Here is a 15,631-nt window from a genome sequence, read left to right on the forward strand (position 1 = left end):
CGTACCCTCTTCGTCACGCCAGGAGTCAGGCCAGCAGTCCCGAGCTCTTCCACAGCCGCCGCCCCGCGCCTCGCAGCACCCCGATGTCGTCCAGGAAGTCCGTCAGGCGCTTGGCCCCGGTCTGCATGATCTCTCGGCGGTGCGCGCTCGCCTTGACCTGGGCCATGGCCTCGCGCTTGTCCAGGCCGACGTTCGTGTAGACCTCCGGGTTGATGAAGGCGATGGAGAAGACGCGGGCGAACTCCCCCGAGGTGAGGCGGGTGAACTCCTGGGACCAGCGCGGTGCCGTCACCATCTGGCGGCGCAGCTCCTCACGGGCGTACCGCACATGGCGCGCCTCCTCCACGACATGGATCCGCGTGACGCCGCGCACCAGGGTCTGGACGCGCTCGTCCGGGAACGTCAGGCGCTGCATCCAGTCGAGGATCTCCTCGCCGAGCAGCGTCGCCGTGAACGAACCGGGCGTCGTGGAGATGGTCTTGAAGAGGCGGCCCAGGTTCCGGTGCACGGTGCTGACCGGGTAGTACGGGGTGTCCCCGCGGGTGATCAGGCGCGCGAACATCTTCGAGTGCCGGCACTCGTCCTCGATCTCGGTCAGGGCGTACCGCACGTGCGCGCTCGTGGCCGGTTTGTCGTAGACGTGCCGTACGAGCAGCTGCATCAGGATCAGCTCGAACCAGATGCCGAGCGAGGCGAGCGCGGCGGCCTCGTGCTGGGAGAGCGCGATGCGCTGCTCCTCGCTCATCCGCCGCCACATCGGCGTGCCGTACAGGGAAAGGAGCTCCGGGGGCCAGAACCACTTGCCCTCCTCGAAGGGCGCCTCCCAGTCGAGCTCCTTGTCCGGGTCGAAGGAGTGCTTGGCGGAGGAGTCGAGGAGCCGCTCGGCCACCTGCTCCCGGTCCTTGAGCGCCCCGAGCGCGTCCCGCAGCCCTTCGATCGCCGCGTCCTCCGTGGTGGTCGTCATGACTCTGCCCCTGCCTCGTCGTCAGAGTTACCGGCGGTCAGGAATTATGAGACTGCTTGTCAGCAAGGGCGTCAATCCCTTGTGCGCGACTTGTTGACCCGACGTCTACGAACGTGTGAGCCTTCCAACTACCAATCGGTACAGAGCAGTCGAAAGCAGCACGGGGGGACTACGGAGAGAACGAGGCCACTTACCTAGGAGCCGTCAGTGTCCACGCATGAGCTCTACACGCACGCCCCGGACGGAAACATCTGGCAGATACCGGCGAACGGCGCGGCCCGCTTCAGCTGGGAGTACGACGAAGGCCGCGCCCGGCTGCTCGCCCTCTACCAGAAGGGCAAGGACAAGCAGTGGGACGGAGCCAAGCGCATCGCCTGGGATCTGGAGGTCGACCCGTACGACCCCCTGGGCACCCCCGACGAGTCCATGTCGCTCTACGGCACCCGTCACTGGGACATGATGAACGACCGCGACAAGGGCGAACTGCGCAAGCACTACGCCTCCTGGCAGTTCAGCCAGTTCCTGCACGGCGAGCAGGGCGCGATGGTGTGCGCGGCGCGCATCGTGGAGTCCGTGCCCGACATGGACGCGAAGTTCTACTCCGCGACCCAGACCATGGACGAGGCGCGGCACGCCGAGGTCTACGGCCGCTTCCTGCACGACAAGATCGGGATGCTCTACCCGATCAACGACAACCTCCAGTCCCTGCTCGGCGACACCCTGCGCGACTCCCGCTGGGACATGCCCTACCTCGGCATGCAGGTCCTCATCGAGGGCCTCGCGCTCGCCGCGTTCGGCATGATCCGCGACACGACGGACAAGCCCCTGCCCAAGCAGATCCTCGCCTACGTCATGCAGGACGAGGCCCGGCACGTGGCTTTTGGCCGCATGGCGCTGCGGGATTACTACAAACAGCTCTCCGACGCGGAACTGCGCGAGCGCGAGGAATTCGTCATCGAGGGCTGCTACTTGATGCGTGACCGGCTGCGCGGCGTCGAGGTCCTGGAGAACTTCGGCATCCCGAAGGCGGAGGCCGAGGAGTGCAGCGAGAATTCCGAGTTCCTCGCCCTCTTCCGGCAGTTGCTCTTCAGCCGCATCGTGCCGTGCGTCAAGGACATCGGCCTGTGGGGCAAGCGCCTCCAGGAGGCGTACGTCGACATGGGCGTCTTCGAGATGGGCAACGCCAACCTCGACCAGCTGATGGCCCAGGACGAGGAGATCGCCGAGAAACTGGACGCGGAACGGTTCGCGGCGGAGGAGGGCGAACGGGTCGCGGAGGTCGAGGACATGATCGCCGCCGGCGACGGAAAATAAGGTCTCAGGGCGTCGTCCCGCAGGGCAGCATGGCCCCATGACTCCCGTGACCTCCACATCGGCCGACCGCGCCGCCGCCCGCCGGAGCCTCGAAGGGCTCGCCCTCGGCGACGCCTTCGGCGAGCGGTGGTTCCCGCTCTTCCGTGCGCCGCGCGTCGCGTACACGCAGATCCGTGCGCGCCAGATGCCCGAGGAGCCGCACTGGCACTGGACCGACGACACCGCGATGGCGCTCGGCGTGCAGCGGGTGCTCGACGAGCACGGGGAGATCCGCCGGACGGAGCTCGCCGGGGCGTTCGCGCTGCTGTACGACGCCGACTCGGGGCGCGGATACGGCAGCGGCATGCACGAGCTGCTGCCCCGGCTCCTGGAGGAGCCGCAGCGCTGGCAGGAACTGGCGCGCGAACTCTTCGACGGGCAGGGCAGTCTCGGCAACGGAGCCGCGATGCGGGTCGCGCCGCTGGGCGCGTGGTTCTCGGCCGACCTCGAACTGGCGGCGGCGCAGGCCGCGTTGTCCGCCCAGGTCACGCACGCCCACCCCGAGGGCATCGCGGGCGCGGTGGCCGTGGCCGTGGCGGCCGCGCTCTCCGTACGCGAGGAGCTGACGCTGGCCGCGGTCGCGGAGCACACTCCGCCCGGCGAGGTCCGCGAGGGCGTGCTGCGCGCGGCCGCCCTGTCCTTCGACACCGAGCCGTGGAAGGCCGCGGACGAGCTCGGCAACGGACAGCGCATCCGGGCCACGGACACGGTCCCGTTCGCCCTGTGGTCGGCAGCGCGGCACCAGGACGACCTGGTCGGGGCGCTGTGGACCACGGCGGAGGGGCTCGGCGACGTGGACACCACGTGCGCGATCACCGGCGGAGTGGTCGGCGCGCGCACGGGAGCCGACGCGGTCCCGGAGGCCTGGCTGCGACGGAGGGAAGCGCTGCCGGGCGCCAAGTGACACCAGGAGTCCGCGCCCGGCATCGCGTCGGGCGCAGGCCTCCGCTCAGGAACCCGCGAGCACCGCCTCCATCACCGCCTTGGCGACCGGCGCCGCACTGCCGCCCCCGCTGATGTCCCCCCGGTCCGCCGCCGCGTCCTCCACCACCACCGCCACCGCGACCGACGGCTGGGCGTCGCCGGAGTTCTGCGCCCAGGAGATGAACCAGGCGTACGGCGTGCCGGTGTTGTCGATGCCGTGCTGCGCCGTGCCCGTCTTGCCGCCGACCGTCACGCCGGGGATCGCCGCGTTGCCGCCGGTGCCCTCCTCGACGACGTCGGTCATCATCTCCCTCAGCTGCATGGCCGTGGCCGGGTTCATGGCCTGGTGGAGGGAGCCGGTGCCGGTGTTGCGCACCACGTCGCCGTCGTCGGTCGTGGTCTCGTCCACCAGATGCGGGGACTCGACCTGGCCGCCGTTGGCCACCGCCGCCGCGACCATCGCCATCTGCAGGGGCGTCGCCCGCGTGTCGAACTGGCCGATCGAGGAGAGCGCGAGCTGCGCCTTGTCCATCGTCGTGTCGAAGTTGCTGGCCGCCACCGACGAAGGGATCTCCAGGCCGCTGTCGTTGAAGCCGAAGTTCTTCGCCGTCTCCAGCATGTCGCCGAGGCCGGTGTCCACGCCCAGCTTGGCGAAGACCGTGTTGCAGGACCACTCGAAGGCGTAGCGGAGAGGCGCGTTCTTGCAGCCCTCGACCTCGTTCGTCAGCTGCGTGCTCGTGCCGGGCAGCGTGTAGGGGACGGGGGACTTGGTGGCGGCGTCCAGGTCCGTGACCGTGCCGGAGTCCAGCGCGGCCGCCGCCGTCACCACCTTGAACGTCGACCCCGGCGGGTACGTCTGGCGGATTGCCCGGTTCAGCATCGGCTTGTCCGCGCTGCCGTTCAGCGACGCCCAGGACCTGGCCACCGCCTCGCTGGTGCCGGAGAGCCGTTCGGGGTCGTACGAGGGGGTGCTGACCAGGGCGAGGATCTTCCCGGTCGACGGCTCGATCGCGGCGACCGCGCCCTTCTTGCCGCCGAGCCCCGCGTACGCGGCCTGCTGCGCCGCGGCCCTGATCGTGGTCCGCACCATGCCGCCGGGGTTCTGCGCGCGGCTGATGTCGTTCCACAGGGGGAGCGGGGCGAGCATCGGGTCGGTGCCGGAGAGGATGTCGTCCTCGGCGTTCTCCAGGAGGGTCGTGCCGTAGACCTGCGAGGCGTACCCGGTCACCGGCGCGTACAACGGGCCGTTCTTGTACGTCCGTTCGTAGCGGAGCTGCTCCCCGGTGTCCTTGGAGCCGGTGACCGCGCGCCCGTCGACCATGATGTCGCCGCGCGGCTGGCCGAAGCGTGCGATGGCCTGGCGGCGGTTGGCGGGGTTCTCGTCGAAGTGCTCGGCCTGGACGACCTGGACGCGGGTGGCGTTCACCAGCAGGGCGAGCAGGAGCAGCGCGCAGAACGCGGCGGCGTGCCGGATGTACCGCGTCACGCGTCCTCCCTGGGCGGCCCGACCGGCTGGCTCCGCGCCGAGTCGCTGACCCGGATGAGCAGCGCCACGATGATCCAGTTGGTGACGACGGACGAGCCGCCCTGCGCGAGGAACGGCATCGCCATGCCGGTCAGCGGGATCAGCCCGGACACCCCGCCCGCGATCACGAACACCTGGAGCGCGACGATCGAGGCGAGCCCGACCGCGAGCAGCCGCCCGAAGGCGTCCCGCAGCGCGAGCCCCGCCCGGTAGCCGCGCTCCACCAGGAGCGCGTAGAGCAGGAAGATCGCGGCGAGCCCCGCGAGGCCGAGTTCCTCGCCCGCCGTCGCCAGGATGAAGTCGGACTTGGCGGCGAAGCCGATGAGGATGGAGTGGCCGAGCCCGAGCCCGGTCCCGAGCATCCCGCCTGCCGCGAACGCGAAGAGCGACTGGGCCAGTTGGTTGGGTCCCTGGCCCGCGTCGATGGAGGCGAAGGGGTGCAGCCAGTCCTCGACCCGGCTGTGCACATGGGGTTCGAGCGAGCCGACCGTGTACGCCCCGACCGCGGCGAGGACCAGGCCGACCGCGATCCAGCCGGTGCGCCCGGTGGCCACGTACAGCAGGATCACGAAGAGGCCGAAGAAGAGCAGCGAGGTGCCGAGGTCCCGTTCGAGGACGAGGACCCCGACGCTCAGGAGCCAGATGGCCACGATCGGGCCCAGCACCCGCCCGGTGGGCAGCTGGAGCTTGGTCAGCTTCCAGACCGTACGGCCGGTGTAGGCGAGCGCGTTGCGGTTGGCGGCGAGATAGCTGGCGAAGAAGATCGCGAGCAGGATCTTCGCGAACTCGCCGGGCTGGATGGAGAATCCGCCGACCCTGATCCAGATGCGGGCGCCGTTCACGGCCGGGAAGAAGATCGGCACGATCATCAGGACCAGGGCGGCGACGACGCAGATGTACGCGTACCGCTGGAGCACCCGGTGGTCGCGCAGGAAGAACACGACGGCGATGAAGAGCGCCACGCCGACGGTGGACCAGACGAGTTGCGTGGGCGCCGCCTCGTCGCCGGGGGTCTCCAGGTCGAGCCGGTAGATCAGGACGAGCCCCAGGCCGTTGAGGAGCACGGCGATCGGCAGGAGCAACGGATCGGCGTAGGGCGCGCGGAAGCGGACGGCGAGATGCGCGAGGAGCGCGAGCACGCCGAGCCCGGCGCCGTAACCGGCGGCGCCGGGCGGGACGGTGCCGTTCTTGGCGAGGCCGACGTCGCAGTAGCCGTAGACCGAGAGCAGGACGGCCACGACGATCAGCGCGACTTCGGTGCCACGGCGCCGGGGCACACGGACAGCGGGTACGGAGGGGGGCGCCGTCGCTGTTCCGGTCATGCCCGGAACGTAGCAAGCGATAGGCGCCAATGTCCGCTTATGTCACCGTGCGCTTGTGGTGCGTCAGCACCAGCGCGGGGCGGGCCCGATGTTGGCGATGTAGTGCGCGGCACCCCAGGCCCAGGTCCCGTTGGTGAGCAGGTACCAGCGGTTGTTGCCGGACACGTGGTCACCGGTCGTCTTGCAGTAGATGGTGACGACCTTGCCGTACGGCACGCTCCGGATCACCTTGGCGCCCCGGTGGGGGGAGGTGCGAAGGAGCAGACCGGACTTGGCGATGACGCGGCCCTTGTAGGTGCGCGGGTGGCCGCTGGTGCCGGTGTCGTCGGCCGCGACGGCCGGACCGGTGAGGGTGCAGGCGGCGAGCGCGCCGCCGGCGACGAGTATGCCGAGCCGGGTGCCGGTTGCGGTGGACCGAAGGGACATGGGGGTCTCCTCTGGAGAGCGCGGATGGAAAGCGCGGATGCGATACGGCCCGCGAGTCCCTGGAGCACAAGCCCCTGAAGCATGGGTCATAGGCCGCAATTCACACTAAAATCGGCACGCTGGGCGCGCAAAAGGTCACACGGCGTCAGACGGCCGCTCAGACCGCCCCGTCGGCACCCCGGCAACCGTCTTCCGCGGTCTCCTCGTACGGCAGCGTCAGCGTCGCCACCGCCCCGCCGTCCGCCGCGTTGGCGAACGTGAGGCGTGCGCCGAGCACGGCCGTCTGGCCCAACGCGATCGTCAGGCCGAGCCCGTGGCCCCTGGTCGTGCCCTCCGTGCGGAACCGCTGCGGGCCGTGCGCCACCAGGTAGTCCGGGTATCCGTCGCCGTGGTCGCGCACCGAGAGCGTGGGCCCGTCGACGGTCAGTACGACCGGCCCGCGCCCGTGCTTGTCCGCGTTGGCGATGAGGTTCCCGAGCACCCGCTCCAGGCGCCGCCGATCGGTCACCACGCAGACATCGCGTACGACGACCAGCTCGGCATCGATGCCCGAACCCCGCACGGCGCGCTCGGCCAATGGGGCGAGATGGTGGTCGTCCAGCTCCACACGCTCGCTCTTCGCGTCGAGGCGGGAGATCTCCAGGAGGTCCTCGGTGAGGGTGCGCAGCGCGGCCACCCGGTCGCGCACCAGCTCCGTCGGGCGGCCCGGCGGCAGCAGCTCGGCCGCCGCGTGCAGACCGGTCAGCGGCGTGCGCAGCTCGTGCGCCACGTCCGCGGTGAACCGCTGCTCGCTCTGCAGCTTGCCCTGCATCGAGGACGCCATCGTGTCGAGCGCGCCGGAGACCGCGGCCACCTCGTCCTGGGTGCGCGAGGGTTCACGGGTGCGCGGGTCGTTCACGCGGGCGTCGAGGTCACCCGCACTGATCCGGCGGGCCACCCTCGCCGTCTGGTGCAGGCGCCGCGTCACGCGGGTCACGGAGAACGCCCCGACCAGGAGCGTCGCCCCGATCGCGAGCACCGAGGAGCCGAGGATCGCCCGGTCGAGACCGTCGATGGTGCGGGCGCCCTGGGCGTAGTCGACCCGGACGGCGATGGCGCGCCGGTCCGTGGCCGGTCCCGCGGCCCACATCGTCGGCCGGGAGTCCTGGGCGGCGACCATCGTCCCGCGCTCCCCGCCCACCGCGAGATCCCGCAGCCGCTCGGGAAGGCCCTCGGGGTCGATCCCCGCGCCGGGACCGAGGTCGTCGCCCGCCTCGAACGCCTCGGTCGCGTCGTCGAGCCGGGTGAGGGCGTGCTCGCGGGCCTGGCCCACGGTCTGGTTGGTCACCGACACGTGCACGAGCGCGCCGAGCAGCGCGGCGAGCGCGCAGCACATGACGGTGATGAAGACCCCGGCCTTCCAGGTCAGGGTCGCCGTCCAGGCGGGGAGCCGCGGTCCGCGCGGCAGCCGGTGGCTCATCGGCTTCCGCTCGGGGACGCACCCGGGGTCGCATCCGGTGAGTCGCTCGGGGAGGGCACGGGGCGGCTGCTCGCCGCGGGCTCGGGCTTGCGCGACGGCTTGCCCTTCGGCGCGTTCGGGGAGCGCACGATCTCGTCGGTCGTCGGCAGCATGGACTTCTGGTGGGAGTCCCAGGACCAGACGGTGCGGTACTCGTACCCCGGCATGCCCGATACGGCGCGGACGATCACCTCGTGGCCGGCCAGTTCGACGCCGAGCACCGCGTCCCCCATCTCCATGATCTGCGTCAACTGCCGCTTCTCCATGGCGTAGGCGCGTATGTCGAGGTTCTCGGCGTGCCCGCGGGCCAGCTCGATGCCGATGATGAGGTCGTCCCTGCCGTCACCGGTGAGGTCGCGGTAGTACGCCTTCAGGACGGGGCAATCGGCGTCGTCGGCGTCCTTGGTGTCGCATGCGTCGAGCTTCTCGGCCGTCTGCTTGTAGACCGCGTCCGAACGGCTGTACATCCCCGGGTTCTCGTCGAAGTCGGCCCTGGCGACGGTCACCGGGTTCACCTTGTGCAGGTCGCCGCCCGGTACGTCCACGCCCTTGACCGGCAGGCTCTCTATCGTGCCGTAGTCCTCGGCGGGCGCCGACGGGGGCGGCAGCTTCGGCCACAGGCGGGTGGGAGCCTCGGCGGTGGGCGTGGAACCGGCCCCGCGCAGGTCGCCGGGGTCGCCACAGCCGCCGGCCAGCAGGACGGCGGGCAGCACGAGTCCTGCGGCGAGCGCGAGACGGCTCCGGTGCACTGCACTCCTGCCTGCCGGTGGAGCGGCCCGGGGCTGCTCCGCTGCGGCGCGAGGTTCGGTTGCGGCGCCGCGGGGCCCGGGGCACGTTGCCCGGGTCCGGCTACGGCGCGAGGTCGGCGTAGAGAATGATGTTGTCGGTGCGGTGACCGTCCTTGATCGGGCCGCCACAGGTCAGCAGGCGCAGCTCGGGCCGGTCGGTCGCCCCATACACCTTATGGGTGGGGAAGTTCTTTTTGTCCACCTGTTCTATCTCGCGCACCTTGAACGTCGCCGTGCTTCCGTCCGCTCGCGGCACCGAGATCGTGTCCCCCATTCTCACCTTTCCCACGTGCCTCATCAGCGCGGGCCCCTCCGCGGTGTCGTAGTGCGCGACCAGAACGGCCGCCCCCTTCTCGCCGGGAGTCACACCCCCGGTCCACCAGCCCGGCTCGTCCGCCTTGTCGACGGGTGGCACCTCCAGCGCGTCGTCCGCGCCCACGCCGAGGTCGAGCATCGACTTCGCGTCGACCCCGGCCGCGGGTATGCGCAGGCCCGTCGGCCGGGACTTCTTCAGCGGGGCGTGCGGCTCGGCCGCGGGTGCGGCGGCGGCGTTGTCGACCTTGACGTCGGGCGCGGGGCTGCCGCCGGAGCCCTGACCGCAGGCGATGAGGCCGACGCCGAGGGCGGCGGTCAGCGTGGCGGCGGCCGCGATGCGGGTGGTGTGACGGCGCTTTACGGGGGCGGGCGCGGGGGCGGACGACGCGGGGGCGGGTGCTTCGTCGGCGGGGGTGCTCGGGCTCACGGCGGCTCCTGCGGGTGGGTGCGTGGGGGAGGGGGCTCAGGCGTCGGTGCGGCCGCGGCGCAGCATGGCGTACCCGAGCCCGGCCGCACCGGCCGCCGCCATGGCCCCGCCGGCGGCGATGAACACCGGGTCGCCGCTGTGGAACCCCTCGGTGCCCGCCCTGACGCCACCCTCGGGGGTGCCGGGGGCGGCCGGCGCCACGGTCCGGGTGTCCTCGGCTCGGGAGGGCGTGTCCGCGACGGCGGCGACGGCCGGCGTGAGGAGCGCGCCGCCGACGACGGCGGTCACGGCGACGGAACGGAGGACGGTACGGCGGCGGAGGCTGCTCATGAGCGGACGGTCCTTACGGCTGGGGGCTTGGCCGGTCGAGGCGCGGACGCCTCTGCTCCGAAGCTAGATGTCCGCTATTGCGGCCATTCGTCGGCAATGTAACAGCGGGCCATCACTGCGAGGACGGCACGGTGACGCGGCTGTCGCGGGGGATCGCGAGCGTTGTCTCGACCGCCGTCTCGACTGCCGTCACGACCGCCGTCATGACTGCCGTCCCGAGTGGCTCAACTTCTCCCCGAGGCGCCCAGGTTCGTGCCTGGTTCGTGCCTGGTTCTTGCCCAAGGCATGTCCTTGCTGCTCCCATGGTTCGTGGGGTGATGGTGCATGAGCGGACTGCGCGTCATACCGGCCTGGCGGCACGGACAGGAGCGGCTGTACGTCTGCCGCGCGGACGGCAGGAACGTGGCGTGGTACGAGAGGGAGTCGGCCCGCGTGACCCTCCTCGCCGACGACCACAGAGAAGCGGTCCTGCGTGCCCTCGCCCCCTTCATCACGGGCGGCGTCTCGATCGGCCCACCGCCCGTCCCCACCCCCGCCGAGCTGGCCCGCCTCGCCCTCCACCCGGACGACGACCTCGCACCGAACCGCCCCGGCGAGACCCTCCTGATCGCCCTTGACCGCGAACCGGCCCCCGCCCGCAGGCTGCGCGCCGACCCGCGGCAGCGGGCGCTCACCGCCGAGCAGGCCATCGGCGAGGTGCTCGACGGCCTCGAAGGCGCGGGCTGGCACACCCTGCACTCGGTGCCGCTGCCGGGCGGCGCCCGCATCCACCACCTCCTGATCGGCCCCGGCGGTCTGTTCAGCGTCCACACGCTCCCCGCCCGCAAGCAGCGGGTGCGCGTCGCCGACCCGATGGTCACGGTCGGCCGCGCGGACCCGCGTCCACTCCTGAGGGAGATCCGCGCCGACGCCGACCGGGCGTCCTTCGCGCTGACCGCCGAGATCCGCCCGGTCCTCGCCCTCTTCGGGGCGACGGACCTCGACGTGACGGCCCCGCCGCGCGAGGTGCGGATCGTGCGCGACGGGGAGGTGTCGGCCCTCGCGGGCGTCGGCGGCGTACTGAAACCGGCCGATGTGGAGGCACTGCACGCGATGGCCCGCGACCGTCACACGTGGCGGCGGGTCTAGGGCCCAGGGCCCTTCCGGCGGATCTCCTCGGCGTCGGAACGATCTCACTCTCCCGGCCGTGGGAGCCCGTGCGGGAGCGGGCGGCCCTGGTCCGGGTCGTTGAGCGGGTCCAGCAGGTCCCCGTGCCGCTGCAGGCGGGGCGCGATGTCGGCGGCCAGGAAGACGAGGTCCGCCGGGTCGTCGCACCCCTCGATCTCCTCCCAGGTCACGGGGGCGGAGACCGTCGGTTCCCGGCGGGCGCGCAGGGTGTAGGGGGTGGCGGTGGTCTTCGCCGCGGCGTTCTGGCTGAAGTCGACGAAGACCTTGCCGGGGCGCAGGCTGCGGGTCATCCGGTGGACGACCAGGTCGGGCAGCGCGGCCTCTGCTGCCTGGGCGAGCGCCTTCGCGTACGCGGTGACCTGCTCGGAGGGCGTCGGCTCCAAGGGACAGAGCAGATGCAGGCCCTTGGAGCCCGAGGTTTTCGCGTACACGTCCAGGCCGTCCGCCTGGAGGCGCTCGCGCAGCCAGAGGCCCGCCCGGCAGCACTCGACGACGGTGGCGGGGGCGCCGGGGTCCAGGTCGAGCACGAGCCGGTCGGCCAGGGCGGGAGCGTCCGCCTGCCACTGGGGAGTGTGGAACTCGGTCACCAGATTGCCCGCCCACATCAGGCTCGCCAGGTCGTTCACGACGATCTGCCGGGTGGTGCCGTCCGAGCGCCGCACCTCGGCGGTGTGCACCCAGTCGGGGGTGCCCGGGGGCACGTTCTTGGCGAAGAACTGCTGGCCGTCGGGCCCGTCGGGGAAGCGCAGGAAGGACAGGGGCCGGTTGCGGAGATGGGGGAGCAGGGCGTCGGCCGTGCTGGCGTAGTAGTGCAGCATCTCGCCCTTGGTGAAGCCGGATGCGGCGTAGAGGACCTTGTCGAGATTGCTGAGGGAGAGCCGCCGCCCCTCCACCTCGGTGATCGGCGTCATACGATGAGAATCCCACGAATGGGGAGGAACCACCCCGAAACGGTGCTCGGCAGCTGAGAGGTGCCTGACGTGCGATCCATATGGAACGGTGCGATCTCCTTCGGATTGGTCAGCATCCCGGTCAAGCTCATGAACGCCACCGAGAACCACTCGGTGTCCTTCCGGCAGATCCACACGGAGGACGGCGGCCGGGTCCGCTATCGCAAGGTGTGCGAGCTGGAGGAGCGGGAGGTGACGTCCGCCGAGATCGGCAAGGGGTACGAGGACCCGGACGGCTCGGTCATCCCGATCACCGACGAGGATCTGGCGGCCCTGCCGCTCCCGACGGCCAAGACGATCGAGATCGTGGCCTTTGTGCCGGCGGGCGGGGTCGACCCCATGCAGATGGACACGGCCTATTACCTGTCGGCCAACGGAGTGCCCGCCACCAAGCCGTACACGCTGCTGCGGGAGGCGCTGAAGCGGAGCGAGAAGGTGGCGATCGCGCGGTACGCGCTGCGGGGGCGGGAGCGGCTGGGGATGCTGCGCGTCGTGGACGACGTGATCGCGATGCACGCGCTGTTGTGGCCGGACGAGATCAGGGAGCCGGACGGCGTGGCCCCGGACACCCAGGTCAAGGTCAGGGACGCGGAGCTCGATCTGGCGGACGCCCTGATGGACACGCTGGGAGAGGTCGACGTCTCCACCCTCCACGACGACTACCGCGCGGCCCTCGAGGAGCTCCTCACCGCGAAGGCCGAGGGCACGAGCCCCGCGGCGCCGGCCACCGACGCCGACTCCGGCGGGGGCAAGGTGATCGACCTGGTGTCGGCCCTGGAGAAGAGCGTGCGCGCGGCGAAGACGGCGCGGGACGACGGAGCGATGGCGGAAGTGACTCCGCTGGAGCGCGGCGGGCGGAAGCGGGCTGCCTCCTCGTCTGCGTCCTCGTCCGGGCGGGCGAAGACGACCCCGAAGGACGTGGGCGGCAAGAAGTCCACGGCGAAGAAGGCGACGGGCGCGGCGGCGAAGAAGACGACGGCGGCGAGGAAGTCGACGTCGAAGACGGCGAGTACGGCCAAGGCGAACACGAGTACGGCGGCGAAGAAGACCCCCGCGAAGAAGGCGGCCACGAAGAACCGGGCCCGTGCCTAGGGCGGCGGCGATGTCGGCTCCGTAGCTCGCGTGGCGTCCTCGGGGTCGCCGTCGTGTTCGCGCGCGGGGAACCTGGGGGCATGACCCAGGACAAGGACAGCAACTACCGGCCCGTCGTCTTCCGGGACCGCTCGGCGGGCTACGCCTTCCTCACCCGCTCCACCGCCGAGAGCGACCAGACCATCGAGTGGGACGACGGCGAGACGTATCCGCTGGTGGAGGTGGAGATCTCCTCCGAGAGCCACCCCTTCTACACGGGCCGCGCCCGGGTCGTGGACTCCGAGGGCCAGGTCGCCAAGTTCGAACGCCGCTTCGGCGACCAGGCACCGCCGGAGTGATCCGCGGCCGCCGCCCGACCGCGCCACGCCGTGTGAGCGGCAGGAACGGCTGGAGGGGCAGGGCGGCCCGACGATGGCCCTAGAACCTTGATCACGAACGACGAACGACGAACGAGTTTGATCGCGAACGACGAACGAGCTTGATCACGAGAAGGCGGCGGGCATGACCGACGGCACGACCGATCTCCAGGCGCTGGCGGCCGAGGCGTACATCTACGGCCACCCGATGGTGCTCAACCTCGACAAAGTCGACCGCGTCTCCCGCAACGGCATGGGCTCCGTGCCTCCCGCGCCGCTCAACGAGTTCAGCCACGGCGGCAGACCCGCAGACTCCCAGGACCCGCCGACGAGCGCCGACCCCGCCCCCGACCCGGACCCGGACACGATCTGCTCCCTCGCGCAGCTCGACCTCTCCGGCGGCGCCCTGCTCCTGACCGTCCCGGACACCGGCGGCCGCTACTACGTCCTGCAGTTCGTGGACGCGTGGACCAACAACTTCGCCTACGTGGGCCGCCGCGCCACCGGCACCGAGGAGGCCAGCTACCTGCTCACGCCCCCCGGCTGGGACGAGGAGGTCCCGCTGGGCGCCACCCGGATCGCCGTGCCGACCGAGGTGGCGACGATCGTCGGGCGATGGGCGTGCACGGGACCGGACGACGTGGCGGCGGTGCGGGAACTCCAGGAGGACACCCTCCTGGAGCCGTACTGGACGGCATCCGGCGAGCCCCGAGGGCTGCCGACCCACACGTACGTCCCGGACGGCGAGCCGGAGATCCTCTTCTACGAGAAGCTGCGGGCCCGCATGGCCGCCTTCCCGCCCGCGCAGCCCGACCTCGCGTATCAGCAACGGTTCGCGCCACTGGGTCTGCTGGACGCGGAGAGCCCGTACACGCAGCCCGAGCCGGAACTCGCCGAAGCGCTGCGCGCGGGATTCGCGGCGGGCAAGGAACGGGTCGAGCGGGCGGCCGCGGACGGCAGCGGGGGTGGGGGCGAGGGCCGACCGCAGCAGGACGGTCGACAGAACGGCTGGGAACTCGCGTATCACGCGTTCGACTACAACGCCGACCACTTCGAGACCGGCACGCTCAAGGACCCCCAATGGATCTGCACCGACCGGGAGTTGGGCCGCATGCTGCGCGCCACCTCGGCGCACACCGCGCTCTGGGGCGAGCACGGCTACGAAGCGGCGTGCGCGCTGGCGTGGGAGGACGGCGACGGCAGGCCGCTGGAGGGCGAGCAGTCGTACACCCTGCGCTTCGAGAAGCCGCCGCCGGTGGACGCGTTCTGGTCGGTGACGATGTACGGCCTGCCGGACCGGCAGCTGGTCGCCGACCCGGTCGAACGCCACTCCATCGGCGACCGCACCCCGGGCCTGAGCTACGACGACGACGGCTCCCTCACCCTCCTCCTCCAGCCACAACGTCCCGCCGACGACAAGACGGCGGCGAACTGGCTGCCCACACCGGAGGGCCGCTTCCGCCCGATCCTGCGCATGCACACGCCTCGCGCCGCGGTCTTCGACGGGACGTACGAGCTGCCGCCGATCCGCCGGGCCTAGGGAGAAGCGGCCCACCGAGCGTCGGCGGCGGCCCAATCCGCCTCCCACCGGGCGAGGTTGATCCGCTCGAGCCTGCGGTGGGCGCAGGCGTACGCGGCGGCGCCGATGAGCGGGACGGCGACGGCGGCCATGACGGCGTAGCCCACGGTGTGGTCGCGGACCTCGTCATCGGTGAGGGGCGGGCCGGTGAGCTTCCCCTCGTCACTCACCCAGACGGGGACGGTGCTCCCGGCGGACGTGGCGGGCTCGACGTCCTGCTGCGCCGTACGGGTGTCTCCGTGACGGTCGGTGAAGCGGACGGTGACCGGGTACAGCACGTTCTTCGCCTCGACCGACCCGGGTTCGGGGTGGCGGGGCGCGTCATGGACGAGGACGGCGGTGGTGCGGTGCCGGGTCTCGGCCTGATGCCGGGCGATCTGTTCGGTGTGGCGGCCGACCGCGTCGCGGACCAGGACGACGGCGGCCGGGGTGGCGGTCAGGACGACCAGGAACAGGCCGACGGCGATCCATGCCTGTACGAGGTCGGTGCGGCGACGCATGGGATTGCGACGCAGGCGCCACAGGAGGGGACGGGGGTGGGGGCGACGGGGGTGGGGACGGGGATGAGGATCGGGCAGGTGGGGTTCTTGTGCTTCGGGGGGCGGTTGCGCCGGG

At 71.5% G+C, this 15,631-nt stretch carries 16 protein-coding genes; 6 read left to right on the forward strand and 10 right to left on the reverse strand.

The genetic code is table 11. The annotated features are described in order from the left end of the window. Window positions 1-25: 25 nt before the first annotated feature. Window positions 26-964: a diiron oxygenase gene (locus AB0M70_RS15890; protein WP_365820487.1), complete on the reverse strand. Its 939-nt coding sequence runs from the start codon at window positions 962-964 to the stop codon at window positions 26-28. A gap of 207 nt (window positions 965-1,171) precedes the next feature. Between AB0M70_RS15890 and AB0M70_RS15895 the strand changes: the two genes are divergently transcribed. Further along, the gene (locus AB0M70_RS15895) at window positions 1,172-2,278 is read left to right on the forward strand and encodes a ferritin-like domain-containing protein (protein ID WP_365820489.1); all 1,107 of its coding nucleotides are present in this window, start codon (window positions 1,172-1,174) and stop codon (window positions 2,276-2,278) included. Between the two features lie 37 nt (window positions 2,279-2,315). Continuing rightward, complete coding sequence (locus tag AB0M70_RS15900; RefSeq protein WP_365820491.1) at window positions 2,316-3,221, forward strand: ADP-ribosylglycohydrolase family protein; 906 nt, start codon at window positions 2,316-2,318, stop codon at window positions 3,219-3,221. Between the two features lie 45 nt (window positions 3,222-3,266). Here the strand turns inward: AB0M70_RS15900 and AB0M70_RS15905 are convergent, their stop codons facing one another. The 7 genes from AB0M70_RS15905 to AB0M70_RS15935 form a co-directional block, all read right to left on the reverse strand. Continuing rightward, window positions 3,267-4,727, reverse strand: a complete 1,461-nt coding sequence (locus AB0M70_RS15905) for a penicillin-binding transpeptidase domain-containing protein (RefSeq protein ID WP_365820493.1) — start codon at window positions 4,725-4,727, stop codon at window positions 3,267-3,269. Then, complete coding sequence (locus AB0M70_RS15910) at window positions 4,724-6,088, reverse strand: FtsW/RodA/SpoVE family cell cycle protein (protein WP_365820495.1); 1,365 nt, start codon at window positions 6,086-6,088, stop codon at window positions 4,724-4,726. The genes AB0M70_RS15905 and AB0M70_RS15910 overlap by 4 nt, the downstream gene beginning before the upstream one ends. Before the next feature lie 63 nt (window positions 6,089-6,151). Then, window positions 6,152-6,514: an SH3 domain-containing protein gene (locus AB0M70_RS15915; RefSeq protein ID WP_365820497.1), complete on the reverse strand. Its 363-nt coding sequence runs from the start codon at window positions 6,512-6,514 to the stop codon at window positions 6,152-6,154. A 157-nt stretch (window positions 6,515-6,671) separates the two neighbouring features. Further along, entirely contained in the window at window positions 6,672-7,973 is a 1,302-nt protein-coding gene (locus tag AB0M70_RS15920) for a HAMP domain-containing sensor histidine kinase (RefSeq protein ID WP_365820499.1), read from the reverse strand. Further along, window positions 7,970-8,761, reverse strand: coding sequence for a hypothetical protein (locus AB0M70_RS15925; RefSeq protein ID WP_365820501.1), 792 nt, complete (start codon window positions 8,759-8,761; stop codon window positions 7,970-7,972). The genes AB0M70_RS15920 and AB0M70_RS15925 overlap by 4 nt, the downstream gene beginning before the upstream one ends. Window positions 8,762-8,861: 100 nt before the next feature. Next, window positions 8,862-9,407, reverse strand: coding sequence for a class F sortase (locus tag AB0M70_RS15930; protein WP_365820692.1), 546 nt, complete (start codon window positions 9,405-9,407; stop codon window positions 8,862-8,864). 171 nt (window positions 9,408-9,578) lie between these two features. Then, the gene (locus AB0M70_RS15935) at window positions 9,579-9,872 is read right to left on the reverse strand and encodes a hypothetical protein (protein WP_365820502.1); all 294 of its coding nucleotides are present in this window, start codon (window positions 9,870-9,872) and stop codon (window positions 9,579-9,581) included. A gap of 324 nt (window positions 9,873-10,196) precedes the next feature. Here AB0M70_RS15935 and AB0M70_RS15940 point away from each other — a divergent pair, with 324 nt between their 5' ends. Then, a complete protein-coding gene (locus AB0M70_RS15940; RefSeq protein WP_365820504.1) occupies window positions 10,197-11,000 on the forward strand; it encodes a nuclease-related domain-containing protein in 804 nt (267 codons plus the stop codon). A 44-nt stretch (window positions 11,001-11,044) separates the two neighbouring features. Here AB0M70_RS15940 and ligD read toward each other — a convergent pair whose 3' ends face one another. Next, the gene (gene ligD / locus AB0M70_RS15945) at window positions 11,045-11,950 is read right to left on the reverse strand and encodes a non-homologous end-joining DNA ligase (RefSeq protein WP_365820506.1); all 906 of its coding nucleotides are present in this window, start codon (window positions 11,948-11,950) and stop codon (window positions 11,045-11,047) included. A gap of 69 nt (window positions 11,951-12,019) precedes the next feature. Between ligD and AB0M70_RS15950 the strand changes: the two genes are divergently transcribed. The 3 genes from AB0M70_RS15950 (at window position 12,020) to AB0M70_RS15960 (ending at window position 14,977) form a co-directional block, all read left to right on the forward strand. Beyond that, window positions 12,020-13,081: a Ku protein gene (locus tag AB0M70_RS15950; RefSeq protein ID WP_365820508.1), complete on the forward strand. Its 1,062-nt coding sequence runs from the start codon at window positions 12,020-12,022 to the stop codon at window positions 13,079-13,081. A gap of 80 nt (window positions 13,082-13,161) precedes the next feature. Continuing rightward, window positions 13,162-13,419: a type B 50S ribosomal protein L31 gene (locus tag AB0M70_RS15955; protein WP_365820510.1), complete on the forward strand. Its 258-nt coding sequence runs from the start codon at window positions 13,162-13,164 to the stop codon at window positions 13,417-13,419. Window positions 13,420-13,582: 163 nt separating this feature from the next. Next, window positions 13,583-14,977 (forward strand): DUF1254 domain-containing protein, encoded by a 1,395-nt coding sequence (locus AB0M70_RS15960; RefSeq protein WP_365820512.1) that lies wholly within the window; start codon window positions 13,583-13,585, stop codon window positions 14,975-14,977. Here the strand turns inward: AB0M70_RS15960 and AB0M70_RS15965 are convergent. Continuing rightward, the gene (locus tag AB0M70_RS15965; RefSeq protein WP_365820514.1) at window positions 14,974-15,516 is read right to left on the reverse strand and encodes a hypothetical protein; all 543 of its coding nucleotides are present in this window, start codon (window positions 15,514-15,516) and stop codon (window positions 14,974-14,976) included. The genes AB0M70_RS15960 and AB0M70_RS15965 overlap by 4 nt on opposite strands. Window positions 15,517-15,631: the final 115 nt, after the last annotated feature.

The sequence above is a fragment of the Streptomyces sp. NPDC051214 genome (assembly GCF_040682375.1).
In the GTDB taxonomy this organism is placed as follows: Bacteria; Actinomycetota; Actinomycetes; order Streptomycetales; family Streptomycetaceae; genus Streptomyces.